This is a genomic window from Pseudaquabacterium terrae, from assembly GCF_013266755.1.
Classification (GTDB): Bacteria; Pseudomonadota; Gammaproteobacteria; order Burkholderiales; family Burkholderiaceae_C; genus Pseudaquabacterium; species Pseudaquabacterium terrae.
Genome location: NZ_JABRWJ010000009.1, coordinates 359,230 through 383,256, shown reverse-complemented (window position 1 = coordinate 383,256; position 24,027 = coordinate 359,230). Strand labels below are relative to the sequence as shown.

General features: G+C 69.3%; 26 protein-coding genes. 15 read left to right on the top strand and 11 right to left on the bottom strand.

What is annotated here, in order from left to right:
- Positions 1-3,927, bottom strand: a 3,927-nt coding sequence (locus tag HLB44_RS28495; protein WP_173131074.1) for an NAD-glutamate dehydrogenase, incomplete at its 3' end; no start/stop codon positions are given.
- A 94-nt stretch (positions 3,928-4,021) separates the two neighbouring features.
- Between HLB44_RS28495 and HLB44_RS28490 the strand changes: the two genes are divergently transcribed.
- A complete protein-coding gene (locus HLB44_RS28490; RefSeq protein ID WP_173131071.1) occupies positions 4,022-4,429 on the top strand; it encodes a hypothetical protein in 408 nt (135 codons plus the stop codon).
- A 14-nt stretch (positions 4,430-4,443) separates the two neighbouring features.
- Positions 4,444-4,974 carry a Crp/Fnr family transcriptional regulator gene (locus tag HLB44_RS28485; protein ID WP_173131069.1) on the top strand — a complete coding sequence of 177 codons (531 nt, stop codon included), beginning with the start codon at positions 4,444-4,446 and terminating at the stop codon, positions 4,972-4,974.
- Here the strand turns inward: HLB44_RS28485 and nudC are convergent.
- Genes nudC through HLB44_RS28460 form a run of 5 tightly spaced genes read right to left on the bottom strand, consistent with a single transcriptional unit; the run spans position 4,950 to position 9,293 of the window.
- A complete protein-coding gene (nudC, locus tag HLB44_RS28480) occupies positions 4,950-5,774 on the bottom strand; it encodes an NAD(+) diphosphatase (protein WP_173131067.1) in 825 nt (274 codons plus the stop codon). The two genes, HLB44_RS28485 and nudC, sit on opposite strands and share 25 nt — an antisense overlap.
- A gap of 17 nt (positions 5,775-5,791) precedes the next feature.
- Positions 5,792-7,189 (bottom strand): class II fumarate hydratase, encoded by a 1,398-nt coding sequence (gene fumC, locus HLB44_RS28475; RefSeq protein WP_173131064.1) that lies wholly within the window; start codon positions 7,187-7,189, stop codon positions 5,792-5,794.
- Positions 7,190-7,199: 10 nt separating this feature from the next.
- Entirely contained in the window at positions 7,200-7,934 is a 735-nt protein-coding gene (locus HLB44_RS28470) for a hypothetical protein (protein WP_173131062.1), read from the bottom strand.
- Between the two features lie 55 nt (positions 7,935-7,989).
- Positions 7,990-8,874 (bottom strand): TolB-like translocation protein, encoded by an 885-nt coding sequence (locus tag HLB44_RS28465; protein WP_173131060.1) that lies wholly within the window; start codon positions 8,872-8,874, stop codon positions 7,990-7,992.
- Positions 8,871-9,293: a RidA family protein gene (locus tag HLB44_RS28460; RefSeq protein ID WP_173131058.1), complete on the bottom strand. Its 423-nt coding sequence runs from the start codon at positions 9,291-9,293 to the stop codon at positions 8,871-8,873. The genes HLB44_RS28465 and HLB44_RS28460 overlap by 4 nt, the downstream gene beginning before the upstream one ends.
- 114 nt (positions 9,294-9,407) lie before the next feature.
- Between HLB44_RS28460 and HLB44_RS28455 the strand changes: the two genes are divergently transcribed.
- Positions 9,408-9,830 (top strand): Lrp/AsnC family transcriptional regulator, encoded by a 423-nt coding sequence (locus HLB44_RS28455; protein ID WP_173131056.1) that lies wholly within the window; start codon positions 9,408-9,410, stop codon positions 9,828-9,830.
- 19 nt (positions 9,831-9,849) lie between these two features.
- Here the strand turns inward: HLB44_RS28455 and rocF are convergent, their stop codons facing one another.
- The 3 genes from rocF to HLB44_RS28440 all read right to left on the bottom strand — a co-directional run bounded on the left by rocF (position 9,850) and on the right by HLB44_RS28440 (position 12,595).
- Positions 9,850-10,764 (bottom strand): arginase, encoded by a 915-nt coding sequence (rocF, locus tag HLB44_RS28450; RefSeq protein WP_173131053.1) that lies wholly within the window; start codon positions 10,762-10,764, stop codon positions 9,850-9,852.
- Positions 10,765-10,870: 106 nt separating this feature from the next.
- Positions 10,871-12,103, bottom strand: coding sequence for a cytochrome c biogenesis protein/redoxin (locus tag HLB44_RS28445; RefSeq protein WP_173131050.1), 1,233 nt, complete (start codon positions 12,101-12,103; stop codon positions 10,871-10,873).
- Between the two features lie 12 nt (positions 12,104-12,115).
- Complete coding sequence (locus tag HLB44_RS28440; RefSeq protein WP_173131047.1) at positions 12,116-12,595, bottom strand: DUF2147 domain-containing protein; 480 nt, start codon at positions 12,593-12,595, stop codon at positions 12,116-12,118.
- A gap of 170 nt (positions 12,596-12,765) precedes the next feature.
- Here HLB44_RS28440 and HLB44_RS28435 point away from each other — a divergent pair, with 170 nt between their 5' ends.
- Both HLB44_RS28435 and HLB44_RS28430 read left to right on the top strand, forming a co-directional pair.
- Complete coding sequence (locus HLB44_RS28435; RefSeq protein WP_173131044.1) at positions 12,766-13,503, top strand: response regulator; 738 nt, start codon at positions 12,766-12,768, stop codon at positions 13,501-13,503.
- Positions 13,500-14,498, top strand: a complete 999-nt coding sequence (locus tag HLB44_RS28430; protein WP_173131041.1) for an ATP-binding protein — start codon at positions 13,500-13,502, stop codon at positions 14,496-14,498. Before HLB44_RS28435 ends, HLB44_RS28430 begins: the two co-directional genes overlap by 4 nt.
- Here HLB44_RS28430 and HLB44_RS28425 read toward each other — a convergent pair.
- Positions 14,480-15,388, bottom strand: a complete 909-nt coding sequence (locus HLB44_RS28425; protein ID WP_173131038.1) for an LOG family protein — start codon at positions 15,386-15,388, stop codon at positions 14,480-14,482. The two genes, HLB44_RS28430 and HLB44_RS28425, sit on opposite strands and share 19 nt — an antisense overlap.
- A 42-nt stretch (positions 15,389-15,430) precedes the next feature.
- Between HLB44_RS28425 and HLB44_RS28420 the strand changes: the two genes are divergently transcribed.
- Positions 15,431-16,120, top strand: coding sequence for an HAD family hydrolase (locus tag HLB44_RS28420; protein ID WP_173131035.1), 690 nt, complete (start codon positions 15,431-15,433; stop codon positions 16,118-16,120).
- Here the strand turns inward: HLB44_RS28420 and HLB44_RS28415 are convergent.
- Complete coding sequence (locus HLB44_RS28415; protein WP_173131032.1) at positions 16,105-16,875, bottom strand: HesA/MoeB/ThiF family protein; 771 nt, start codon at positions 16,873-16,875, stop codon at positions 16,105-16,107. The two genes, HLB44_RS28420 and HLB44_RS28415, sit on opposite strands and share 16 nt — an antisense overlap.
- A 149-nt stretch (positions 16,876-17,024) precedes the next feature.
- On the opposite strand from HLB44_RS28415, the gene HLB44_RS28410 reads away from it, so the two are divergent.
- Genes HLB44_RS28410 through HLB44_RS28370 form a run of 9 tightly spaced genes read left to right on the top strand, consistent with a single transcriptional unit; the run spans position 17,025 to position 23,954 of the window.
- A complete protein-coding gene (locus HLB44_RS28410; protein WP_173131029.1) occupies positions 17,025-18,176 on the top strand; it encodes a hypothetical protein in 1,152 nt (383 codons plus the stop codon).
- Complete coding sequence (locus tag HLB44_RS28405; protein ID WP_173131026.1) at positions 18,173-19,846, top strand: vWA domain-containing protein; 1,674 nt, start codon at positions 18,173-18,175, stop codon at positions 19,844-19,846. The genes HLB44_RS28410 and HLB44_RS28405 overlap by 4 nt, the downstream gene beginning before the upstream one ends.
- Before the next feature lie 23 nt (positions 19,847-19,869).
- A complete protein-coding gene (locus HLB44_RS28400; RefSeq protein ID WP_173131023.1) occupies positions 19,870-20,088 on the top strand; it encodes a DUF433 domain-containing protein in 219 nt (72 codons plus the stop codon).
- Positions 20,072-20,395, top strand: coding sequence for a DUF5615 family PIN-like protein (locus tag HLB44_RS28395; protein ID WP_173131020.1), 324 nt, complete (start codon positions 20,072-20,074; stop codon positions 20,393-20,395). The genes HLB44_RS28400 and HLB44_RS28395 overlap by 17 nt, the downstream gene beginning before the upstream one ends.
- Before the next feature lie 38 nt (positions 20,396-20,433).
- Positions 20,434-21,318: a restriction endonuclease gene (locus HLB44_RS28390; RefSeq protein WP_246312509.1), complete on the top strand. Its 885-nt coding sequence runs from the start codon at positions 20,434-20,436 to the stop codon at positions 21,316-21,318.
- A gap of 37 nt (positions 21,319-21,355) precedes the next feature.
- Positions 21,356-22,063: a hypothetical protein gene (locus tag HLB44_RS28385; protein ID WP_173131014.1), complete on the top strand. Its 708-nt coding sequence runs from the start codon at positions 21,356-21,358 to the stop codon at positions 22,061-22,063.
- Positions 22,060-23,283 carry a toxic anion resistance protein gene (locus tag HLB44_RS28380; RefSeq protein ID WP_173131011.1) on the top strand — a complete coding sequence of 408 codons (1,224 nt, stop codon included), beginning with the start codon at positions 22,060-22,062 and terminating at the stop codon, positions 23,281-23,283. Before HLB44_RS28385 ends, HLB44_RS28380 begins: the two co-directional genes overlap by 4 nt.
- A 24-nt stretch (positions 23,284-23,307) precedes the next feature.
- A complete protein-coding gene (locus HLB44_RS28375; protein WP_173131008.1) occupies positions 23,308-23,592 on the top strand; it encodes a nucleotidyltransferase family protein in 285 nt (94 codons plus the stop codon).
- Entirely contained in the window at positions 23,589-23,954 is a 366-nt protein-coding gene (locus tag HLB44_RS28370; RefSeq protein ID WP_173131005.1) for a HepT-like ribonuclease domain-containing protein, read from the top strand. Before HLB44_RS28375 ends, HLB44_RS28370 begins: the two co-directional genes overlap by 4 nt.
- Positions 23,955-24,027 lie beyond the last annotated feature (73 nt).

Here is a 24,027-nt window from a genome sequence, read left to right as displayed (position 1 = left end):
CGGGAAATAACGTTCCAAGGCCGTGGCCACCCACGGATCGTCGGGCAGCGGCGAGGCCAGCAGCTCGTCGTACAGGTACATCTTGCTGTAGGCCAGCAGCACCGCGCGCTCGGGGCTGCTCAGGCCCTGGGCCGCAGCGCGGCGCTCGGCGATCGCGTCGTCGTCGGGCAGGTATTCGATGGCCCGGTTCAGCCGGCCGGCCTTCTCGAGGAACTGCATGAAGCGCGACTGCGCGTCGAGCAGCTGCGGGGCGATGTGCCCGGTGACCGACAGCACCTGGGTCTGGAAGACGTTGTCGCGCAGCACCAGCGCCGCGACCTCGTCGGTCATCTCGGGCAGCACCGCATTGCGCTGCTTCTCGGTGAGCTCGCCTTCGCCGACCGCCAGACCGAGCAGGATCTTGATGTTGACCTCGTGGTCGGAGGTGTCGACGCCGGCGGAGTTGTCGATCGCATCGGTGTTGATGCGTCCGCCCGCCAACGCGTATTCGACGCGGCCGAGCTGCGTGCAGCCGAGGTTGCCGCCTTCGGCGACCACCTTGCAGCGCAGCTCGCTGCCGTTGACGCGCAGTGCGTCGTTGGCGCGGTCGCCGACCTGCGCATGCGTCTCGCCCGCGGCCTTGACGTAGGTGCCGATGCCGCCGTTGTAGAGCAGGTCGACCGGCGCCTTCAGGATCGCATTGGCCAGCTCGGTCGGCGTCATCGCGTCGACCGACGCATCCAGCCCCAACGCGGCGCGCACTTCGGGCGTCAGCGCGATCGACTTCGCGCTGCGCGGATGCACGCCGCCGCCGGGCGAGATCAGCTTGGTCTCGTAGTCGGCCCACGACGAGCGCGGCAGCGTGAACAAACGCTGGCGCTCGGCGAAGCTGGCGGCGGCGTTGGGATTCGGGTCGAGGAAGATGTGGCGGTGGTCGAACGCGGCGAGCAGCCGGATGTGCGGCGACAGCAGCATGCCGTTGCCGAACACGTCGCCGGACATGTCGCCGATGCCGACGACCGTGAAGTCCTGCGACTGCGTGTCGATGCCCATCTCGCGGAAGTGGCGCTTGACCGATTCCCAGGCGCCGCGCGCGGTGATGCCCATCACCTTGTGGTCGTAGCCGATCGAGCCGCCGGAGGCGAAGGCGTCGCCGAGCCAGTGGCCGTACTCCTTGCTGATCGCGTTGGCGTAGTCGCTGAAGGTGGCGGTGCCCTTGTCGGCGGCGACGACCAGGTAGGGGTCGTCGGCATCGTGGCGGCGCACGTCCGGCGGCGGCACGATCTTGCCGCCGACCAGGTTGTCGGTCACGTCGAGCAGCCCGCGCAGGTAGTCCTGGTAGCAGGCGATGCCTTCCTTCATATAGGCGTCGCGGTCGCTGGCCGGCGGCGCCTTCTTCAGCACGAAGCCGCCCTTGGAGCCGACCGGCACGATCACGGTGTTCTTGACCATCTGCGCCTTGACCAGGCCCAGCACCTCGGTGCGGAAGTCTTCCGGCCGGTCCGACCAGCGCAGCCCGCCGCGGGCGACCTTGCCGCCGCGCAGGTGCACGCCTTCGAAGCGCGTCGAGTAGACGAAGATCTCGAACATCGGCTTCGGCGCCGGCAGGCCGGGCACCTTGGCCGAATCGAACTTGAACGACAGGAACGAGCGCCGCAGGCTGGCGGCATTGCGGCGCCAGAAGTTGGTGCGCGTGGTGGCCTGGATCAGGCCGAGCAGCTGGCGCAGCACGCGGTCTTCCGACAGGTTCGCGACCTTCTCCAGCGCATGCTCGATCGCGGCGATGGCGGCCGTGGCGCGCGCATCGGCATCGCTGCCCGCAGCGGGGTCGAAGCGCGCCTTGAACAGCTCGATCAGCTGCCGCGCGATGCCGGCATGCGCGACCAGCGTGCTCTCGACGAAGGTCTGCGACAGCGCGAAGCCGATCTGCCGCATGTAGCGCGCATAGGCGCGCAGCACGACGATGTCGGACGCCGGCAGCCGCGCCGCGACGACGAGGCGGTTGAAGTCGTCGTTCTCGACCTCGCCGCGCAGCACCGCGGCGAAGGCTTCCTCGAACACCGCGTGCAGCTCGTCGACCTCGACTTCGGCGCCGCCGGCGTCGGCGCACTGCAGGCCGAAGTCGTGGATCCAGACCGGGGCCGAGCCGTCCGGCGTCAGGCGGTACGGATGTTCGTCGAGCACCTTCATGCCCATGTGCTCGAGCATCGGCAGGCTGGCCGACAAGGTCAGCGGCTCGCCGCGGCGCAGCAGCTTGAAGCGCAGCGTGCCGGGGGCCGCTTCCAATGGGCGATAGAGGCTCATCGCGACGGGTTCGCCATCCGTCAGCTTCGACATCATTTCGATGTCCGGCACCGCGGCGCGGGCCGCAAATTCCTCGCGATAACCGGCTGGGAAGGCCTGCCCGTACTGGCGCAGCAGCGCGACGCCGCGCGCCTCGCCGGCGGACTCGAGCAGGGCGGCCTTCAGGTCGTCTTCCCAGCGCCGCGCGGCGGCGATCAGCCGCGCCTCGATCTCGCGCACGTCGAAGGGCGGGATGTGCCCCGGCTGCGTGCGCACGGTGATCTGGATGCGCGCCAGCACCGATTCGCTCAACGCGACGTTGAACTCCGAGCTCAAGCCGTTGAAGGCCTGCATCAGGATCGCCTGCCAGCGCTGGCGCAGCTCGGTGGTGTAGTTCTCGCGCGGCGCGTAGATCAGGCAGGACAGGAAGCGCTCGAACGGATCGCGCCGCACGAAGACGCGAAAGCGCTGCCGCTCGCCCAGGTGCAGGATGCCCATCGCGAAGCGCAGCAGCTCGTCGGCCGGGGTCTGGAACAGCTCGTCGCGCGGATAGGTGTCGAGGATGTTCAGCAGCGCCTTGCCGGCATGGCTGCCGACGGCCAGGCCCGCGCCTTCGACGACCTCGGCCACCTTGCGGCGCAGCAGCGGAATGTCGGTCGGGTTCGCGCTGTAGGCGGTGGAGGTGAAGACGCCGAGGAAGCGGTCTTCGCCGCAGACTTCGCCCTCGGCGTCGAAGCGCTTGACCGCCACGTAGTCGAGGTACCCCGGCCGGTGCACGGTGGAGCGGGCGGTCGACTTGGTGACCACCAGCAGCTCGGGCCGGCGTGCATAGGCGCGCACTTCGGGCGGCAGCGCGGCGTAGGTCGGCACCACGTCGAGCGCGGCCTCGTCGCGCAGGATGCCCAGGCCGGAGCCCGCGACGACGCCGATCTGGTCCTGGCCGTCGCTGCGGCCCAGCGTGTGGCTGCGGTAGCCGAGGAAGGTGAAGTGGTTGTCGACCAGCCAGCGCAGGAAGGCCTGGCCTTCGGCGATCTCCTCGCGCGGCAGCGGCGGCGGCGTGGCCTCGATCTGCTGCACCAGCGCCAGCGCGCGGTCGCGCATGACCTGCCAGTCGGTGACGGCCAGGCGCAGGTCGCCCAGCACGCGCTCGATGTCGGCGATCAGCGCTTCGAGGCGCTGCGGCTCGGGCACGCGGTCGACCTCGACATGCATGAACGACTCGCGCTTGCCGCCGTTCAGGCCCAGCAGCATGCCGCCGGCATCGCGCTGCACGTCGACGATCGGGTGCACGAACAGGTGCAGCGTCAGGCCGTTGCGGTTGACCTCCATCGTCACCGTGTCGACGAGGAAGGGCATGTCGTCGGTGACGATCTCGATGATCGTGTGCGTCGACTGCCAGCCGTGCTCGGAGATCGTCGGGTTGAAGGCCCGCACGCGGGCGCGGCCGGGCTCGCGCTTGCGCGCGAAGTGCCAGTGCGACAGTGCCGCGCCGTACAGGTCGCCGCTGTCGCGCTCGGCCAGGTCCTCGGGATCGACCTGGCCGAAGTAGTGATCGACGAAGGCGGCGAGCGTCTCGCGCTGCTCGGCCGGCAGCTTGGCCTGCACCAGCGTCTTGACCGGGGCCAGCAGATCGTCCTTGCGCGCGGCCGCATTTGTCGTCGTCATGTTGTGTCTCCTCGGTTACCGCCCGGCCGACTCTAGCGCCATCCGTGCCGGCGCGGATAGCGCTATGCTGGTGCCGCGACTTCGAGGATCCGCAATGACGAGCTTCAGCGTACGACGCTTCGGCTGTCCGATCGCGGCCGCCGTGCTGCTGGCCGCGTGCGGCGGAGGCGGCGATCAGGAACTGGCGCAGCCGCTCGACTACGGTCAGCCGGTCGAACCGATTGCGATCACCGCCGACGAGCTGCTCAACTGGGCCGAGACCCGCTACCCGGGGCTGTTCAACCCTCCGGCGCAGAGCATCCCGTACCGCCACGAGGGCGTCGACTACACCTTGCGCTACTACGCTGCCACCGGCAACTACATCGGCATCACCAGCGACGGCCGCATCTACGGGCTGGGACCGTTCACCGGCCAGGTGATCCAGGCCTTCGGCACGAAGGCCGATTACGCGTGTCTGGTGGCCCTGCGCTACTGCACCTACCCCCTCGCTGCAAAACGCTGAAGGAGACCCGTCCCATGCACACCGTGCGCATCGAGCTGCTGCAGCAGATGCCGATCTTCGGCGCGATCCGCGAGGACGCGCTGGCCTACCTGCTGGAGCCGGCGCCTTCGGTGCGCGTGTCGGCCGGCAGCTACTTCTTTCGTGAGGGCGAGCCGGCGCAATCGATGTACGTGCTCGAGTCGGGCCGCGTCTCGATCATCAAGAACTGGGGCGGGCGCGAGCTGCTGTTGCGCGAGCTCGGGCCGGGCGACTGCATCGGCGAGATGGCCTTGCTCGACCTGTTCCCGCGCAGCGCGACGGTGCGCGCGGTGCTCGACTGCACGGCGATCGAGCTGACGCCGGCGCACATGATGCGGCTCTACGAGAAGGACCTCGAGCAGTTCGCGCTGATCCAGATGAACATCGCGCGCGAGATGAGCCGCCGGCTGCGCGTGACCGACGAGCTGCTGTTCCGCGCCCGCATGGGCGAGCTGCCGAGTTCGGCGGCGAATCCGGAGTTCGATACCGTCAGCCTGCGGATTCAGCGCCCGCCCGCGCCGGCCTGAACGAGCGCCTCGACCGTGTCGCGGATCAGGTGCCCGGCGATCGAGAAGCGCGGCGGGATCGGCGGCAGGTTCTCCGGCGTGAACCAGCGTGCGTCGCCGATCTCGTCGGCCTGCGGCACGATGTCGCCGCCGGCCCACTCTGCCGTGTAGGCGACCATCAGGCTGTGCGGGAAGGGCCAGCTCTGGCTGCCGAAGTAGCGCAGGTTCTTCACCTGCAGGCCGACCTCCTCGGCGACCTCGCGGTGCACGCAGTCCTCCAGCGACTCGCCGGCCTCGACGAAGCCGGCCAGTGCGCTGTAGAAGCCGGTGACCGAATTGACCGCCCGCGCCAGCAGCAGCTCGCGGCCGCGCGTGACCAGGCACATCATCGCCGGCGACAAGCGCGGGTAGGCGCTGTGGCCGCAGGCCGGGCAGCGGCGCGCGCGCTCGCTGGCGTGCAGCTCGGTCGGCGTGCCGCAGACGCCGCAGTAGCGGTGCGTGCGTTCCCACTCCAGCACCTGCGCGGCGCGGCTGGCCACCATCATCAGCGGCTCGTTCAGCGCCATCATCGCCGCGCGCAGCGGCACGCTGCGCCAGCCCTCGGGCACCGCTTCGGCGCGCGCGACCCAGCAGTCCAGGCCGTCGAGCTGGCCGAGGTAGTGGCGGGTGACCGGGGCGATCGCTTCGAGCTGCGCGCTCGGCTGCGGCGCGAAGCCGGCGTCCTCGGGCAGCGGCAGCAGCAGCCGGCCTTCGACGAAGACATAACACCACGCGTGAGCGGTGGCGGGTTGTTGCGGCTGGACGGCGGGCAGGAAGTTCATCGGCGGCAAACGTGACGTCAACGGGAGGGGCCCACCATCTTCGCGGCATCGACCCAGGCGTCGAATTGTGCGGCCGTGACATGGCCCGAGGCCAGCGCCGCTTCGCGCAGCGTGCTGCCTTCGCGGTGCGCCTTCTTCGCGATCGCGGCGGCCTTGTCGTAGCCGATGTGCGGGTTCAGGGCGGTCACCAGCATCAGCGAGCGCTGCACCAGCTCGGCGATGCGTTGGCGATCGGGCTCGATGCCTTGCGCGCAATGCGCGTCGAAGCTGTGCATGCCGTCGGCCAGCAGCCGTGCGCTCTGCAGCAGGTTGTGGATGATCACCGGCTTGTAGACGTTGAGCTCGAAGTTGCCCGACGCGCCGGCCATCGCCACCGCCATGTCGTTGCCGATGACCTGGCAGCACAGCATCGTCAGCGCCTCGCACTGCGTCGGGTTGACCTTGCCCGGCATGATCGAGCTGCCGGGCTCGTTCTCCGGAATGCGGATCTCGCCCAGGCCCGAGCGCGGGCCGGAGGCGAGCCAGCGCACGTCGTTGGCGATCTTGTTCAGTGCGGCGGCCAGCGTTTTCAGCGCCCCGTGCGCGAAGACCTGCGCGTCGTGCGCCGCCAGCGCCTCGAACTTGTTCGGCGCGGTGACGAAGGGGTGGCCGGTCAGCGCGGCGATCTCGGCGGCGACGCGCGTGGCGAACTCGGGATGCGCGTTGAGCCCGGTGCCGACCGCGGTGCCGCCGAGCGCCAGCTCGGCCAGGTGCGGCAGTGCGGCGCGCAGGTGGCGTTCGGCGTGGTCGAGCTGCGCGACCCAGCCGGAGATCTCCTGGCCCAGCGTCAGCGGCGTCGCATCCTGCAGGTGCGTGCGGCCGATCTTCACGATGTCCACGAAGGCCGTGGCCTTGGCGGCCAGCGTCTCGCGCAAAGCGCCCAGCGCCGGCAGCACGCGCTCGATGATGGCCTGCAGCGCGGCCACGTTCATCGCCGTCGGGAACACGTCGTTGGACGACTGGCCGCGGTTGACCTCGTCGTTCGGATGCACGAGGCGGCCTTCGCCCACCGGCCCGCCGAGCAGCTGCGAGGCGCGGTTGGCCAGCACCTCGTTCATGTTCATGTTGCTCTGCGTGCCCGAGCCGGTCTGCCAGACCGACAGCGGGAACTCGCCGGCATGGCGGCCGGCGATCACCTCGTCGGCGGCGGCGCTGATCGCCTCGGCCTTGCCGGCATCGAGCTGGCCGAGGCCGCGGTTGACCACCGCGGCGGCGCGCTTGACCTGCGCCAGCGCCTTCAGCAGCTCGCGCGGCATGCGCTCTTCGGAGATCGCGAAGTGGTGCAGCGAGCGCTGCGTCTGCGCGCCCCACAGCCGATCGGCCGGAACGTCGATCGGCCCGAAGGTGTCGGTTTCGGTGCGGTGAGTTGGGTCCATGGTGTTTCCTTCAGAACTCGCAGGCCATGCGCAGCGACAGCATGCGCCCATGGTCGCGGTAGGTGCTGCCGATCAGCAGCGCGGCATGGGTTTTCAGCGTCACCCCCGGCGACAGCGGCAGGCTGGCGAAGAGGGCCGGGCCGCCGCGGTGCGATTGCCGATCGCGCGGGGCCCAATGATCCCACTCGCCCAGCTCGCCGAAGCCTTGCAGGCCCCAGTGCAGCTGCGCTCGCCAACGGTGCCGGAACTGCCACTGGTATTTCAGCTGCGTCGGCCGCGGCGCGTCGGCGCCGAAGCGGCGCTCGAACAGCAGGTTGGCGTTGAGCTGGACGCGGCCGACGTCGGTCTGCAGCAGCGGGCCGAATTCCAGCGTGTGGCCGTTGGCCCGCTCGGCGGGGCGGATCAGGTTCGCGTGCAGTGCCAGGTCGACCGGCCACTCGCCCTGCGTCAGCTGCAGGTTGTTCTGCCAGCTCCACAGGCTGGAGCGCACATGCAGGTTCGAGCTGCCGATGAAGCTGGCCAGCAGCAGCGTCGACCAGCGGCTCGAGACGGCGTGGCCGATGCCGAGCTCGGGCCAGATCCTTTCCGGCTCGCCGCGTGGCTTGACGGTCCAGTAGCGCAGCTCCGCGCTGCTGGTGCCGGGGGCCAGCCCGTAGCTGCTCAGCACGTAATAACCCGGATCGGCGTGGGCAGCGGCGCAGGCCGCGAGCAACGGGACGAGGGCGGCCAGGCGCGGCATCGGCATGCCGGGATTCTGGCCTCCCGGCATGCGGATCAGCGGTCGCCGATGCGGGCGGGCTTCACGGGCCGCAGCGCGGCGGCCAGTCCTCGGTCGGCTGCGGTACCAGGTCGATCAGGAACAGCTCGCCGGAGCGCGCGCCGTCGGCCTGCGCGAACAGCAGCCGCTCGCCGCGCGGCGACAGCAGCGGGCCGACCTGGAACACGTCGGCGCGCGCCGGCACGCGGCCCTGCTCGATCCAGCGGCCCTGCACATCGAGCGTGTAGCGGTAGAGGTGCGAGCGGTCGCCGCGGTCGGCGACGGTGACCAGCGTGCGGCCGTCGCGCGACAGCTCGGCCTCGTATTCGTTGGCCGGGCTGCTGACCGGCGCGCCGAAGTTCGCCACCTGCCAGCGGCCGTCGGCCTGCGCTGTCGCGCGGTAGATGTCGCCCAGGCCGAGCCCGCCCGGGCGGCTGGAGCCGAACAGCAGCCGGCCCTGCGCATCCTCGCGCGGCAGCAGCTCCGAAGCTGGCGAGTTGACCGGCTCCGGCAGCCGCTGCGGCGTGCCCCAGCGGCCGTCGGCCTGGCGTTCGACGAGCCAGATGTCGAAGTCGGCTTCGCCGCCGGTGCGGGGCTTGTCGCGCGTCGAGATGTAGTACAGCCGCCGGCCGTCGTGCGAGATGAACGGGTCGGCTTCGTCGACGCGCGCTGTCGCGGCGAAGGGCGGCGGCTCGGGCGCGGTCCAGCGGCCGTGCTCGCAGCGCGACACCAGCAGGTGGTAGCGGCGGAACGCCGGGTCGGCGCGCATGAAGACCAGCTCGCGGCCGTCCGGCGAGAAGGTCGGCGACGATTCGTACTGGTCGCTGGCGATGGCGGCCGGTGTCCAGCGCCGCGGCGTGGCCTCGGCCAGCGCCAGGCTCGTGGCCGCGAACAGCGTGGCGCCTATGGCGGCAATGGCGACCTTCATGCCGCGGCCACCGCTTCGATCTCCAGCAGCCAGGCCTCGTCGTAGATGCCGGTGATGACGATCGTCAGCGCCGGCGAGCGCGCACCGAGCACCTCGTGGCGGACCTCGTAGTTCTGCTGGCGCCACTTACGGTCCGCCAGGAACACGGTGACCTTCACCAGGTCGTCGAAGCCCATGCCGGCGGCCTTCAACTGCGCCTCGACGTTGGCCCACGCGAGCCGGCACTGGCTGCGAAAGTCCGGCGGCACGTGGCCCGCGGCGTCGGCCGGCACCTGGCCGCTGACGTAGAGCAGCCGGGAATGGCCGCTCACTTCATGCGCCTGGCAGTACGACACGTCGGTCGGATTCAGTGCCCGGTGTCTCGCGCGCGCGGCGGGCACGGTGTTCGCTGCGGCGGCGGGGGCGGCGATCAATCCCATGGTGGCTGCTCTACGATGCATCGGCGCATCGTGGCACGGCGATGCGCGCGGCGCGGCCGCCACTTGCGGGCCGTCCACCGCCACTTTGGCCACCGCACCGCCACACTTCGACCGATGGACGACAAGGACCGACAGCTGCTGCAGCTGCTGCTGCAGGACGCCCGCACGCCGCTGAAGACGCTGGCCGCCGAGGTGGGTCTCGCGCGCAGCTCGGTGCGCGAGCGCATCGCCAAGCTCGAGGGCGCCGGCGTGATCCGCGGTTACCGCGCCGAGCTGGGCGAAGCGCTCGAGCCGGCAGCAGTGCGCGCCTTCCTGCTGCTGCGCCTGCAGCGCACGCCGCTGCCGGACACCATCCGGCGCATCAATGCGCTGGCCGGCACGCGGCGCTGTTATTCGGTCAGCGGCGACATCGACCTGGTGGTCGAAGTGGCGGTGACGACGATGCGTGAGCTGAACGACCACCGCGACGCGGTGGCGCGGCTCGACGGCGTGGCCGACGTGACGACGATGCCGGTGCTGCGGGTCGAGCGGGAGTAGGGCGCGGTCCGACCCGGATCTACGCGCGCATCAGCGTGCTCTTGCCGAAGAGCGACTCGATCAGGTCCACGGCCACGTGCGCGGTGGCGTTGCGCACGTCCAGCGCCGGATTGAGCTCCATCACGTCCAGCGAGGCCATCGCGCCGCAGTCGGCGATCATCTCCATGCACAGCTGCGCCTCGCGGTAGGTCGGCCCGCCCTTGACGGTGGTGGCGACGCCCGGCGCGACATCGGGATCGAGGAAATCGACGTCGAAGCTGACATGCAGGTGCGTGTTCGCATCCAGCGTGGCCAGCGCCAGCTCCATCGTGTGGCGCATGCCCATCTCGTCGATGTAGCGCATGTCGAAGACTTCGAGCCCGGCCTCGTGCACCAGGCGTTTCTCGCCGGCATCGACCGAGCGGATGCCGATCTGGCGGATCCACTTCGGGCTCACCGCCGGCACGTGGCCCCCGATCTCGACCAGTTCCTTCGGCCCGTAGCCGCACAGGCAGGCCACCGGCATGCCGTGGATGTTGCCGCTGGGCGTCAGGTCGCTGGTGTTGAAGTCGGCATGCGCATCGAGCCACAGCACGCGGAGCTTCTTGCCGGCTTCGCGGCAGTGGCGCGCGACGGCGCTGATCGAGCCCAGCCCCAGGCAGTGGTCGCCGCCGAGCAGGATCGGCAGCCGCCCGCCTTTCAGCTCGGCATGCACCGCCTCGTGCACGAGGCGGTTCCACTCGACCACCTCGGCCAGGTGGCGGTAGCCCTCGACCGGCGTCTGCCACGGGTTGGCCGGGCCGCTCAGGTTGCCGCGGTCGATCACTTCGAGGCCGTGGCTCTGGAGGATCGGGCCGATGTTCGCGACGCGCAGCGCTTCGGGGCCCATGCTGGCACCGCGGCTGCCCGCGCCGATGTCGGTCGGCGCGCCGATCAGGGAGACTCGCTTGTTCATGACGCGGATTCTTGCCGCAGCGCCGCCGAACTTCCAACCGTAGCGGGTAACCCCGGCCGCAGAATGTGCAGCGACCCCCGGTGCCCGAGGGCCGCCGCCGAAGGAATCACGGCGGGCTGTCCAACAATTGTTCGATGCGGCGCTCGATCGCCGCCTCGTCGCCTTCGCCGATGTGGCGCAGCGCGATGCGGCCCTGACGGTCGATCAGCACCTGCGTCGGCCAGGCCTGCACGCCATAGGCCTTCCAGGTCTTGAAGCCGTTGTCCTGGGCGATCGGATAACGCAGCGCGTGGCGGCGCACGGCGGCTTCGAGCGCCGCCAGCGGCCGCTCGTGCGCGAACTCCGGCGTGTGCACGCCCAGCACCACCAGGCCGCGCTCGGCGTAGCGCTGGTGCCATTGCCGCAGGTGCGGCAGCGTGCGCACGCAGTTGATGCAGCCGAAGGTCCAGAAGTCGAGCAGCACCACGCGGCCGCGCAGGCTGTCGATCGTCAGCGGCGCGCCGCCGGGCGTGTTGAGCCAGGCGTCGAGGCCGGCCAGTTCGGGCGCGGGCGCGCCGAATTGGGGCGCATCGCGGGCCTCGATCTCCACGCTCGGCGGCACGAACGGCGATCGCAGTCCGGCCGCCACCGACGATGCCTGCTGTGCAAGCCAGGCGGCCGCTTGCGTGTCGACCTGCGCCAGCATCGCCGCGGCGGTGGCGATGACCAGCGCACCGAGGCCCCGCCGGATGCGCACGGCATGCCGGGCCACCGGCCGCAGGCGCTCGAGCGCCCAGCGCGCGCCGCCGACGATCGCCAGCATCGGCAGGCCGGCGCCGAGCGCGTAAGCCGTCAGCAGCGGCGCCGCTTCGCTGCGCTCGGCGCCGGCGAGCAGCCCAAGGATGGCGGCCAGCACCGGCCCCGCGCAGGGCGCCCAGACGACGCCGAGCGCCAGGCCGAGCAGCGCCGTGCCGAGCAGACCGTCGGGCCGCGCGGGAAGACGCTGCTGCAGCGCTTCGGCCCAACGCGCGGCGGGTGCGAAGAGCCGTTCGCCCAAGGCCGGCCAGGCCATCGCGACACCGGCCAGAAGCAGCAGCAGTGCGCCGGCCTGCCGCACGCGTTCGGCCGGGATGCCGAGCACCTGGGCCGAGGCGCCGAACAGCAGCGCCAGCGCGACGAAGCCGAGCACGAAGCCGCCGACCAGCGCCAGCGGCCGCCAGCGCTCGCCGGCGGCCGCGGCACTGCCGCTGCTGCCGGCGCCGAGCAGCAAGGGCAGCACCGGCAGCACGCAGGGGCTGGCGATCGTCGCGATGCCGGCGGCGGCGGCGAGCGCCAGGTTCCAGGTGGGGAGGCCTTCCATCACAGTGGCCTTTCAGCGCGCAGCCGCTGCGGCGGCAACGCGGGTCCAGACCTGCGTCTTGCCGAACAGCGGCAGCAGCACGTAGGCGCGCAGCACCAGGTCGCCACGCTCATCCACCGATAGCAGGGCAGCGTAGTGCTTGCCGTTCTCGCGGTTGTAGACCTCGCCGCGCCATTGCCGCGGCTCGCGCGTGCCGTCGGCCGCCGGCGCATCGAATTCCGCCGGCACGAAGCCGCGCAGGATCGGCAGGCCGAGCGGATCGCGGCCGTCTGCCGCCTGCATCGCCGCGCCGGGACTGCTCATCGACTGGTTGGCGAGCACGCGGCTCACGGTGCCGCAGAGCGCCTCGCCGCAGGGCGCGACGTCGACCTCGAGGTTGCCGCTGGCGGTGATGAAGCGGCCGCGCGGATCGGCGGCGTGGGTGCTTGCGGACAGGGCGAGGAACAGGGCCAGTGCGGCAGCGCGTGCAGCGAAGGTTGAAGCGGGGGACATCGGGGGCCTCCAGGGCAGTGAATCGACAAGCCCATTGCAGCGGGCGCGCGTATCGCCGATGTGTTCGCCGCCGCCCTGATCGGTCGCGCCGCGTATCCCGCGCCGCCGCAGACAAACTGCGATACAAACGCCGCGTCCGCCGGACGTCGCGTCCACTAAGGTCCAGCTCGATGCAACGCCCCGATCACCTGCTGCTCGTCGACGACGACCGGCCCCTCCTCGGGCTGCTGAGCGACTACCTGCAGGCCGCCGGCTACCGCGTCAGCCAGGCGACGCAGGCGCACGAGATGCGCCGCGTGCTGGCGCAGCAGGCGGTCGACCTGATCGTGCTCGACCTGATGCTGCCCGGCGAGGACGGCCTGGCGCTGTGCCGTGAGCTGCGCAGCCGCGACGTGCCGCAGATCCCGGTGCTCATGCTCAGCGCCCGCGGCGACGAGGCCGACCGCGTGCTCGGCCTCGAGATGGGCGCCGACGACTACCTGGCGAAGCCCTTCGCCACGCGCGAGCTGCTGGCGCGCATCCGCTCGGTGCTGCGCCGCACGCGCGCGCTGCCGCCGAACCTGCAGCGGCTGCAGGAGGCGCGCCGCCTGGCCTTCGAGGGCTGGATCCTCGACACCACCGCGCGCCACCTGCTCGATGCCGACGGCGCGCTGGTGACCCTGACCGGCGGCGAGTACCGCCTGCTGCGCGTGCTGATGGACCATGCCCAGCGCGTGCTGACGCGCGACCAGCTGCTGAACCTGACGCAGGGCCGCGATGCCGACCCCTTCGACCGCTCGATCGACCTGCTGGTCAGCCGGCTGCGCCGCCGCCTGCGCGACGATTCACGCGAGCCCCGGCTGATCAAGACCGTGCGCAACGAGGGATATGTGTTCAGCGCCGACGTGCGCCCGGCGGAGGACACGTGATAAACCTGTGGCCGCGTTCTTTGCAGGGCAGGATCGCTGCGATCCTCGTCGCCGGGCTGCTCGCCGCCTACTGGCTGTCCGGCTGGCTGGTGATGCGCGAGGGCGCCGTTCGCCTGGGCGACGATGCACGCTGGCGCTGGGGGCTGCAGGCGCTGGTGATCGGCATCGCGGTGGTGGTGGCCGCGCGCCTCGTCACGCGGCCGCTGGCGACGCTGGCGGCCGCGGCGACGCGCCTGGGCGAAGACCCGGCCGCGCCGCCGCTGCCGGAGTCCGGCCCGAGCGAGCTGCGCGAAGCCGCGATCGCCTTCAACACGATGCAGCGGCGCCTGGCCGAACAGACCACCGAGCGCATCGCCGAGCGGGTGCAGATCCTGGCCGCCGTGTCGCACGACCTGCAGACGCCGATCACGCGCATGCGGCTGCGCTGCGAACAGCTGGCAGACGAAGGCTTGCGCGACAAGCTGCAGGCGGATCTCGCCGAGATGCAGCAGCTCGTCGAAGCGGGTCTCGCCTACGCCCGCAGCGCGCACGCGGCCACCGAAGCCGAGCAGCCGGTCGACATCGCCGCGCTGCTCGACGCGCTGGCCTGCGAGCGCGCCGATGCCGGCCAGGCGCTCGACTGGCAGCCGGTGGCGCCGCTGGTGCTGCCGACACGGCCGCGGGCGCTGAAGCGCATCGTCGACAACCTGGTCGACAACGCGCTGAAGTTCGCCGGCGCCGCCGAGCTGGCGCTGGAAACCTCACCGACCGCGGTGGTCATCGCCGTGCGCGACCGCGGCCCCGGCATCGCCGACGCGCAGCTCGCCGCGGTGATGCAGCCCTTCGTGCGGCTCGAAGGCTCGCGCAACCGCGCCAGCGGCGGCAGCGGGCTGGGCTTGGCGATCGCGCAGCGACTGGCCGAGGCGCTAGGCGCCGAGCTGAGCTTGCGCAATCGCCCCGGCGGCGGCGGGCTGGAGGCGCGGCTGGTCTTGCCGCGTCAGATGTCCTCGGCGTAGCGCCCGGTGATCGTCGGCGTCGCGTCGAAGCCGTAGTGTTCGGCCAGGCGCGACCAGGCGTCCTCGGCCGACTCGACGAAGTGGAACAGCTGCAGGTCGCCCGGGCTGATCATCCCGGTGTCGACCAGGTGCTGCCAGTTGATCAGCTTCTCCCAGAACGCGCGGCCGAACATCAGGATCGGCCGGCGCCGGCTCTTGCCCGTCTGGATCAGCGTCATCACCTCGAACAGCTCGTCCAGCGTGCCGAAGCCGCCGGGGAAGCACACCAGCGCGATGCTGCGCATCACGAAGTGCATCTTGCGCAGCGCGAAGTAGTGGAACTGGAAGCACAGCTCCGGCGTGATGTACTGGTTCGGCTCCTGCTCGTGCGGCAGCACGATGTTCAGCCCGATGCTCTTGCCATCGACATCGAAGGCACCGCGGTTGCCCGCCTCCATGATCCCCGGCCCGCCGCCGGTGACGACGTAGATCGGCGTGTCCAGCGTGCGCGAGCGCTCGGTCACCAGCGCCGCGAAGCGCCGCGCCTCGTCGTAGAACAGGCTCATCGCGACGGCGGCTTCGGCGCGGCGCTCGTTCTCCTCGATGCCGCTGGCGCGTGCTTGGTCGAGGCGCTGCTGCGCGACCTCCGGCGGCAGGATGCGCGCCGAGCCGAAGATGACGATCGTCGACTCGATGCCGTGCTCGTGCTGCACCAGCTCGGGCTTCAGCAGCTCGAGCTGCATGCGCACCGGCCGCAGTTCCTCGCGCAGCAGGAACTCGGTGTCGGTGAAGGCCAGTTTGTAGGCACTCTCCGGGCCGCCGTAGCGGCTCTTCTCCTGGACGAGGTGGGCATCTTCCTCGGCGGTCGGAAAGTTGCGGGCGGTGAGATCCGGCGGGGGGGTGCTGTCCATTCGCGCGAGCTTACGACAGCCTCGGCACTACCATTTGCTCCAATGATCACGCTCGCTGCCCTGACGCTGGACCTCGACGACACCCTCTGGCCGGTCTGGCCGGCCATCGAACGGGCGGAGGCACGGCTGATCGCCTGGCTCGCCGAACACGCGCCGGCGACCGCCGCGGCGCACGACCGCAAGACGCTGCGCCTGCTGCGCGACGCGGTGGCGGCCGAGCAGCCGGGCTGGGCGCACGACCTGTCGCGCATCCGGCTCGAATCGATCCGTCGTGCACTGCAACAACACGACGAGGACCCGGCGCTCGCCGAAGCGGCCTTCGAGGCCTTCTTCGAGGAGCGCCAGCGCGTCGACCTGTTCGCCGACGTGCTGCCGGCGCTCGACCGGCTGGCGGCGCGCTGGCCGATCGTCGCGGTGTCGAACGGCAATGCCGACGTCGGACGGGTCGGCCTCGGGCGCTACTTCCGCGCCTCGGTCAGCGCGCGTGAATTCGGCCGCGGCAAGCCGGAGGCGGCGATCTTTCACCATGCGTGTTCGCTCGCCGGTGCGGCGCACGGCGCGGTGCTGCACATCGGCGACGACGGCGTGCTCGATGTCGACGGCGCATTGGGCGCCGGCCTGCGCGCCGCGTGGATCGAACGGCCCGACCTGCCGCCGCCGGCCGCACCGCGCGGCACGCCGCACCATCGCATCGCCGACCTGTTGACGCTCGCCGATCAGCTCGGCGCCTGAGCCTCCCGGACCGCAGCGCAGACGGGGCAATCCGCCTGCCGGGCGAGCTTGATCTCGGTCCACTCCATCGTCCGCGCATCCAGCATCTGCAGCCGGCCGGCGAGTGACGAACCGACGCCGGCCAGCAGCTTCAGCGCCTCGGCCGCCTGGATCGTGCCGATGATGCCGACCAGCGGCGCGAACACTCCCATCGTCGCGCAGCGCGCTTCTTCGGTCGTCGCGTCGGGCGGGAACAGGCAGGCGTAACACGGGGCGCCGGCGCGGCGCACGTCGTAGACCGAGACCTGGCCGTCGAAGCCGACCGCGGCACCGGATACCAGCGGCTTGGCGTGCGTGACGCAGGCCGCGTTGACCGCCTGGCGGGTCTTGAAGTTGTCGCTGCAGTCGATCACGACGTCGGCCGCGGCGACCGCGGCATCCAGCCAGGCGGCATCGGCACGCTGGATCACCGCATGCACCTGCACGTCAGGGTTGATTGCCGCAATGCTGTCGCGCGCCGATTCGGCTTTCGGGTGGCCGATGCGCGCGCTGTTGTGCGCGATCTGGCGCTGCAGATTGGTCAGGTCGACCGTGTCGTGGTCGACCAGCGTCAGCCGGCCGACGCCGGCCGTGCCGAGGTACAGCGCCACTGGCGAACCGAGCCCGCCGGCGCCGATCACCAGCGCGTGCGATTGCAGCAGGCGCTGCTGGCCCTCGATGCCGATCTCGTCGAGCAGCAGGTGGCGCGAGTAGCGCAGCAGCTGGGTGTCGTCCATGGGTTTCGCATTATCGAGAGTGGGTGGGTGGCCCGGTGCGCTGCATGCTGGCCGGGGTGCATCTGGCGCCGCGCTGATGCCATCCATCGCATAGCGTTCGCAGGGGTCGGTCGCCGCCTTATCATGCCCCCGCCACCAAGGAGGTGGCCTTGCAAGGCAGGTACATGGCGGCACTCTCCAAGACGGGGCGCACGGTCATCACGCTGGCGCTGCTGGCCGGTTTCGGCGCGGCCTTGTTCTTCGCGCTGCGCGGGCAGCAGCGTGACGACGTCCAGCGCATCGAGCAGCAGGCGATCGCCACGGCGGTCGAGTTGAAGGGCGTCATCGCGCTCGACGTCGAGCCCTTCTTCAAGGACCCGCGGGTGATCAAGGTGCTGGCGGCGAACAAGCTGCCGGTGGCCGTCACGCGCGTCGGCAGCCGCGACATGGCGGCCAAGGTGGTCGCCGGCGCGGCGCCGGATTTCCTGTTCCCCTCCGGTGTCGTCGCCGCGAACCAGATCGTCGACGCGGCGCGCAAGGCCAATCTGCCCGCCGCGCAATCAGCGCCGTTCTTCACGCCGATGGTCATCGCCTCGTGGGAGCCGATCGCCAAGATCCTGGTCGCCAACGGCATCGCCAAGCCGCTGAGCCCGAAGGTCTACGGCCTGGACATGACCAAGCTGACGCAGGCGATGCTGGCGAAGAAGAAGTGGCGCGAGTTCAAGGACGCCGGCGCCTACGACGTCAGCCGCAGCGTGCTGGTGTCGACCACCGACGTGCGGCGCAGCAACTCCGCGGCGATGTACCTGGCGCTGACCAGCCATGCGCTGAACGGCGACGTGGTGACCGACCGCGCCACCGCGCAGGCCAGCGCGCTGAAGCTCGCCGAGCTGTTCAAGCGCCAGGGCTACCAGGAGAACTACGTCAACGGCAATTTCGACGACTACGTGGCGATCGGCATCGGCAAGACGCCGCTGGCCTTCATCTACGAGAACCAGCTGGTGCACTACGCGCTGCAGAAGAAGGGCGTGGCCGCCGACATGGTGCTGCTGTACCCGCAGCCGACGATCATCAACAAGGTCGTCTTCATCGGCATGAACGATCGTGCGAAGGCCTTGTCCGAGCTGCTGGCGAACAACGCCGAGCTGCAGAGCATCGCCGTCGAATACGGCTTCCGCGTCGCCGACACGCAGCGCTTCGTGCAGGCGGTGCAGCCGACCGGGCTGGCGGTCGAGCCGCGCGTGACGCAGGTGGTCGACCCGCCGTCGTTCGAGCTGATGGCCGAGATGATCGATACGGTGGCCAAGGAGATGACCCAATGAGGTGGATGCGGCGCGGTTTCCTGTTCTCGGCGCTCGCTGCGCTGGCGATCGTCACCGGCTGCGGCAAGGAGGAGACGCCGCCGGCGCCGAAGCCGTCGGCACCGGCGATCGCCGACGGCGGCGAGTTCAAGATCCTCGCCACCAGCGACCTGCGCGACGTGCAGCCGCTGGAGGAGATGGTCGCCAAGGCCACCGGCGTGAAGTTGAAGTTCCAGTTCGGCGGCACGATGGAAAGCACCGAGGCCGTGCTGACCGGCGCGACCAAGGCCGACGCCGCGTGGTTCGCCAACGCCAAGTACCTGCTGTCCGATGCGCAGGGCCAGTCGCGTGTCAAGCTGCAGGAAAAGATCATGCTGTCGCCGATCGCCATCGGCATCAGCGAGTCGGACGCCAAGCGCATCGGCTGGAACGACCCGGCGGTGGCCTCGAAGCTGACCTGGAAGCAGATCGCCACCGCCGCCAAGGCCGGCAAGCTGAACTACGCGCTGTCGAACCCGGCCACCTCGAACCAGGGCTTCATGGCGCTGATGGGTGTCGTCGCGTCGGCCAGCGGCAAGACCGAGGCCTTGAGCGCCGCCGACGTCGACCGCAGCGCGATCGCCGATTTCTTGAAGGGCTACAAGCTGCCGGGTGACAACTCGACCTACCTGTCCGAGCAGTTCATCCTGCAGCAGGGCACGCGGGTCAATGCGTTCATCAATTACGAGAGCTGGCTGTTGAGCTTGAACGGCTCGGGCAAGCTGCGCGAGAAGCTGCAGCTGATCTATCCCTACGAAGGCGTTGCCACCGCCGACTACCCGCTGATGCTGCTCAACGATGCGCGGCGCGCCGACTACCAGAAGGTCGTCGATTACCTGAAGGGCGAGGCGGCCCAGCTGTGGCTGGCGCGCCAGACGCTCAGGCGCCCGATCAAGCCGGAATTCGCGGCGCGCGTCGAGGAGCTGCTGCCCAAGCAGGGCCTGCAGGTCGAGCTGCCGTTCTCGCCCGACCGGGCGCTCGCCGACGGGCTGATCGCCGCCTACCTGAACGAATTCCGCACGCCGATCGCCTCGACCTTCGTGCTCGACACCAGCGGCAGCATGCAAGGCGGCGGCCGCCGCGCGCAGCTGGTGCAGGCGATCCACTACATCGCCGGCGCCGACGCCTCGCTGACCGGCCGCATCGCGCGGCTGACCGACCGCGAGAAGCTCTGGCTGCAGCCGTTCTCCGAGTCGGTCTACGGCCTGACCTCGTTCGAGGTGCCAGCGCCGGCCACCGGCGCGCGTGGCGTGCAGCTGCGCGAGGACAGCGAGGCCAAGCAGCAGGTGCTGGCGCAGGTGCGCGACTTCGCCGACAAGCTGGCGATGACCGGCGGCACCGCGCTGTATGACGCGGTCTACGAATCGCTCAAGCACATGCTGGCCGAGAAGCAGAAGAACCCGCGCTACCAGTACTCGGTGGTGGCCTTCACCGACGGCGAGAACAACAAGGGCCGCTCGCTCGAGCAGTTCAAGCGCGACTACGCCGCGCTGCCCGAGGACGTCAAGGGCATCCCGGTGTTCCTGGTGCTGTTCGGCGAGGCCAACGAGACCGCGCTGAAGGACCTGGTCGCGACCACCGGCGGCCGGGTTTTCGATGCGCGCAAGACGCCGCTGTACGGTGTGTTCAAGGACATTCGTGCGTATCAGTAACGCGCATTTCGCGAGGCAGGATCATGAACAAGCACTTGATAACGGTCGACCCTGACATCCACAGCGGCGCACCGGTGTTTGCCGGAACCCGCGTCCCGATCAAGACGCTCTTCGATCACCTCGAAGCCGGTGATCCGCTTGAGGTGTTCCTGTCCGACTTTCCTTCGGTCAGCCGCGAACTGGCGGTGGATGTGCTCGAAGAAGCGCGTGCGGCGCTGACGGTCGATGCGCATCCTGCTTGACGAAGCAGTTCCGCGCCGCTTCGGGTCGTTGCTGACGGGGCATGAGGTTTCGACGGTGCCAAGAGAGGGCTGGGCCGGCGTGAAGAATGGCAAGCTGCTGGCGCTTGCCGCGACGCAGTTCGAAGTGTTCGTGACCGCTGATCAGAACATCGAGTTTCAGCAGAACTTGTCCGAGCTGCCGATCGCGATCCTCGTCCTGGTTGCTCGCAGTAACCGCATGGCGGACATCGAACCGCTGGTCCCGGAGATGTTGAGAATCCTGAATCACTTGCTTCCGAAGTCGTTGCGCAAGATTGGGGCAGCCTAGATCGAGCCACGATGCCGATTCCTGACTATCAGACCGCCATGCTTCCACTGCTCCGCCTCGCAGCAGACGGGCGAGAGCACCCATTTCGAGAGGTCGTCGAGAAGCTCGCTGACGAGTTTGCTCTTTCCGATGCCGAGCGATCGGAACTTCTCCCAAGTGGAACGGCACATGTATTTGGGAATCGAGTCGGGTGGGCGCGGACGTACTTGAAGCAAGCCGGCCTACTTGAGGCCCCGAAGCGGGGGGTGCTCCGGATCTCTGCCGAGGGCAAGGCACTGTTGGCGAGGAGTCCCGCGAGGATCGACAACACCGTCTTGAACCAGTATGAGAGCTTCCGCGCATTTCGTGCTCGAGGAAAGGAAGACGAAGGTGCCGACACCGTGGCGGCTGCGCCCATTGCGGAGCAGACCCCCGAGGACGCGATGGCACTCGCCTACCACCGAGTGCGAAAGGAATTGGAGGCGGAATTGCTCGAGCAGGTGAAAGGCGCTTCGCCTGCGTTCTTCGAGAGGCTGGTCGTCGATTTGCTCGTCGCGATGGGGTACGGTGGCTCGCGACAGGACGCAGGTCGTGCCATTGGGAAGAGTGGCGACGGCGGAATCGACGGAATGATCAAGGAAGATCGCTTGGGACTCGATGTGATCTACATCCAGGCGAAGCGATGGGAAGGTGCCGTCGGTAGGCCGGAGATCCAGAAGTTCGCGGGAGCGCTTCAAGGGCAGCGCGCCAGCAAGGGGGTGTTCATCACCACATCAGGCTATACGCGAGAAGCCATCGACTACGCGAACTTCATCGCGACGAAGATCATTCTCGTGGATGGAGAATCGCTCGCGACCTTGATGGTCGATCACAACGTCGCAGTGACCAAGATCGGCACGTATGAGCTCAAGAGAATTGATACTGACTACTTTGAGGGCGAATAATCTTGGCGGTCGAACCTGTCGTCATGAGTGATCAGCCATGATCGTCCGCTGGTTCCTCTCCCCCGCCAACTGGGTCGGCCTCGGCCTGGCCAGCGTCGTGCTGGTGCTGAAGGCGCTCGGCCTGCTCGGCACGTTGGGGCTGGGCGTCGCGGTGATCGGTTACGCCGCCGGTTTCGCGGTCGGCGGCCTGTGGCTGGGCTTTCCGTGGAACAAGGAGCCGGAGTGGGAGGCGCTGCAGTTCAGCGACGAGGGTGATGCGCGCCAGGCGATGGAGCGGGCGCTGTCGGGCGTGCGCCGGCTGACCGAGCACAACCCGGACAACCGCATCCCGGCCAGCCTGCAGGCGCGCGTGCTCGAGCTGTGCAAGGCGCTCGAAGGCCTGCTGCAGCAATGGGAACGTTCACGCGGCAGCCTGTCGCTGCAGGACAGCTTCCATGCCCGCCACATCGCGATCAGCTACCTGCCGGACGCGCTGAACACCTATTTGTCGATCCCCGCGTCCTACGCGACGACGAAGCTGCTGTCCAACGGCAAGACCGCGCAGGACACCTTCAAGGACACCATCGTCGAGCTCGAGGGCAAGGTGCGCCAGCTCGGCGACGACCTCGCGTCGCAGGACGCGCATGCCTTCCTCGTGCATTCGAAGTTCCTGAGCGAGAAGTTCAGCCCCGGCGGCCTGCCCGGCGCCGAAGCCCCGTCGATGACCGCTTCCCTGGGCGATTCCACCAAGGAGAAAACCCGATGAGCAGCACCCCCCCGACCACCACGAAGACCGCCGCGCCCGCGTTCACGCTCGAGGCCCCTGAAGTGATCCACGCCGTGCCGGCGGAAGCCGCGCGCGAGGCCGTGCCGCTGAAGCCCGAGCTGCAGAAGCAGGTCGACGACCAGGTGCTGCGCTTCATCGACGCGCTGGCCAGCGAGGACCTCAATTCCGAGGCCTTCCGTTCGCGGCTGGACAGCGCCTTCGCGCTCGGCAAGGAAGAGGTGTCGAACGCCTCGTCGCTGATGCAGGGCCGCTTCATGCAGCGCAACTTCGTCGGCGTCGAGGACACGGCGGCCTTCAAAGCGATCGCCGACATCCGCTCGCAGCTCGACGAGCTGAACCCCGGCAACGACGGCGACCTGATGCAGCCGCGCAAGCTGCTCGGCATCATCCCGTTCGGCAACAAGCTCGAGGCCTACTTCCGCAAGTACCAGAGCGCGGCCGAGCAGTTGAAGGGCTCGATGTCCCAGCTCTATGCGGCGCGCGACGACATGCAGAAGGACGTCATCGACATCGAGGCGACGCGCACGACGCTGTGGGAGGCGATGCAGAAGCTCGCCGCCGCATCGCGCTTCGCGACCGTGCTCGACACGCGGCTGGAAGAGAAGGTCAAGTCGCTCGAATCCAGCGACCCGCAGCGCGCGCAGGCGCTGCGCCAGGAGGTGCTGTTCTACGCGCGGCAGAACCTGCAGGACCTCCAGACGCAGCAGGCGGTGTGCATCAACGGCTACCTGGCGCTGGACGTGCTGAAGAAGACCGGCCGCGAGATGATCAACGGCTGCACCCGCGTCGCCACCACCGGCATGAGCGCGCTGGCGGTGGCGCAGACGGTGGCCCGCGCCACCGGCAACCAGATCCGCGTGATGGAGATGCTGCAGGGCGTCAACGCGACGATCGGCAACCTGATCAGCGAGACCGGCCGCGCGCTGAACCAGCACGTCGACCAGACCACGCAGTTCGCGCAGAACCCGATGCTCGGCATCGAGAAGATGAAGGAGATGTTCGACCAGACCTTCCAGGCGATGGATGCGATGGACAACTTCCGCACCAAGGCGATCGAGGTGATGGGGCAGAACAACACGATGATCCGCGAGCAGCTGGCGCGCGCCGACAACTACGCCGACCGCACGCGCCAGCAGCAGGCGCGCGAGGCGGCGGCGACCTTGCCGTCGCCGTCGACGGACGGGCCGGTGAAGCTGTAGGCTGCGCTCCTTTCCCCGTCGGCAATGCATCCGCTCATCGAGACCAACCGCGAAGCCCTTCGTGCGCTCGCCCGAAGGCGAGGCATGGTGGACGTGAAGGTGTTCGGTTCGATGGCCCGTGGCGACGCCCGGGACGACAGCGATGTCGATCTGCTGGTGACCTTGATGCCGGGCACGAGTGGACTGGCGCTGGGTGGCCTGCTGCTGGACGCGCAGGAGTTGTTGGGACGCCGCGTCGACATCGTCACCGAACAGGGTCTCTATCCGGCGCTGCGCGATCGTGTTCTGTCGGAAGCGGTGCCGCTATGACGCCGAGTACCGAGAGCGATGCGGTGCTGCTTGCCCACATGGCCGATTGCCTTGCGCGCATAAGCGACTACACCGGTGGCATTCGACAACGGTTCGACGCTTCGTCTCTGGTGCAGGACGCGGTTGTTCGCAACCTGCAGATGCTGACGGAGTCGAGCCAACGGCTGTCCGACGCCGTCAAGAGCACAGAGCCCGGCCAGCCTTGGCGTGAGCTCTCGGGCTTCCGGAACATCGTTGTCCACGCCTATCTGAGCCTCGATCTGAGCATCGTCTGGTCGATCATCGAGAACGACCTTCCCGGCTTGCGAGATGCTGTCCAGCGCATGATCGCGCAATCGACTTCAGATGGTCCGCCGGCCTGAAGACGCCATGCAGATTCGCTGCTCGCGCTTTGTGCTTTCCGTCGCCTGTGTTCTCGTGGCGGCCTGCGGCGGA

Bases quoted from the DNA above. Each gene is read 5' to 3' on its own strand.
- HLB44_RS28390 (WP_246312509.1), top strand. From the start codon at position 20,434: ATGCTTCCACTGCTCCGCCTCGCAGCAGACGGGCGAGAGCACCCATTT.
- HLB44_RS28375 (WP_173131008.1), top strand. From the start codon at position 23,308: ATGCATCCGCTCATCGAGACCAACCGCGAAGCCCTTCGTGCGCTCGCC.
- HLB44_RS28395 (WP_173131020.1), top strand. From the start codon at position 20,072: ATGCGCATCCTGCTTGACGAAGCAGTTCCGCGCCGCTTCGGGTCGTTG.
- HLB44_RS28405 (WP_173131026.1), top strand. From the start codon at position 18,173: ATGAGGTGGATGCGGCGCGGTTTCCTGTTCTCGGCGCTCGCTGCGCTG.
- HLB44_RS28445 (WP_173131050.1), bottom strand. From the start codon at position 12,103: ATGGAAGGCCTCCCCACCTGGAACCTGGCGCTCGCCGCCGCCGCCGGC.
- HLB44_RS28470 (WP_173131062.1), bottom strand. From the start codon at position 7,934: ATGCCGATGCCGCGCCTGGCCGCCCTCGTCCCGTTGCTCGCGGCCTGC.
- HLB44_RS28455 (WP_173131056.1), top strand. From the start codon at position 9,408: ATGGACGACAAGGACCGACAGCTGCTGCAGCTGCTGCTGCAGGACGCC.
- fumC (WP_173131064.1), bottom strand. From the start codon at position 7,189: ATGGACCCAACTCACCGCACCGAAACCGACACCTTCGGGCCGATCGAC.
- rocF (WP_173131053.1), bottom strand. From the start codon at position 10,764: ATGAACAAGCGAGTCTCCCTGATCGGCGCGCCGACCGACATCGGCGCG.
- HLB44_RS28385 (WP_173131014.1), top strand. From the start codon at position 21,356: ATGATCGTCCGCTGGTTCCTCTCCCCCGCCAACTGGGTCGGCCTCGGC.
- HLB44_RS28440 (WP_173131047.1), bottom strand. From the start codon at position 12,595: ATGTCCCCCGCTTCAACCTTCGCTGCACGCGCTGCCGCACTGGCCCTG.
- HLB44_RS28465 (WP_173131060.1), bottom strand. From the start codon at position 8,874: ATGAAGGTCGCCATTGCCGCCATAGGCGCCACGCTGTTCGCGGCCACG.
- HLB44_RS28415 (WP_173131032.1), bottom strand. From the start codon at position 16,875: ATGGACGACACCCAGCTGCTGCGCTACTCGCGCCACCTGCTGCTCGAC.
- HLB44_RS28380 (WP_173131011.1), top strand. From the start codon at position 22,060: ATGAGCAGCACCCCCCCGACCACCACGAAGACCGCCGCGCCCGCGTTC.
- HLB44_RS28420 (WP_173131035.1), top strand. From the start codon at position 15,431: ATGATCACGCTCGCTGCCCTGACGCTGGACCTCGACGACACCCTCTGG.
- HLB44_RS28370 (WP_173131005.1), top strand. From the start codon at position 23,589: ATGACGCCGAGTACCGAGAGCGATGCGGTGCTGCTTGCCCACATGGCC.
- HLB44_RS28425 (WP_173131038.1), bottom strand. From the start codon at position 15,388: ATGGACAGCACCCCCCCGCCGGATCTCACCGCCCGCAACTTTCCGACC.
- HLB44_RS28490 (WP_173131071.1), top strand. From the start codon at position 4,022: ATGACGAGCTTCAGCGTACGACGCTTCGGCTGTCCGATCGCGGCCGCC.
- HLB44_RS28435 (WP_173131044.1), top strand. From the start codon at position 12,766: ATGCAACGCCCCGATCACCTGCTGCTCGTCGACGACGACCGGCCCCTC.
- HLB44_RS28400 (WP_173131023.1), top strand. From the start codon at position 19,870: ATGAACAAGCACTTGATAACGGTCGACCCTGACATCCACAGCGGCGCA.
- HLB44_RS28460 (WP_173131058.1), bottom strand. From the start codon at position 9,293: ATGGGATTGATCGCCGCCCCCGCCGCCGCAGCGAACACCGTGCCCGCC.
- HLB44_RS28485 (WP_173131069.1), top strand. From the start codon at position 4,444: ATGCACACCGTGCGCATCGAGCTGCTGCAGCAGATGCCGATCTTCGGC.
- nudC (WP_173131067.1), bottom strand. From the start codon at position 5,774: ATGAACTTCCTGCCCGCCGTCCAGCCGCAACAACCCGCCACCGCTCAC.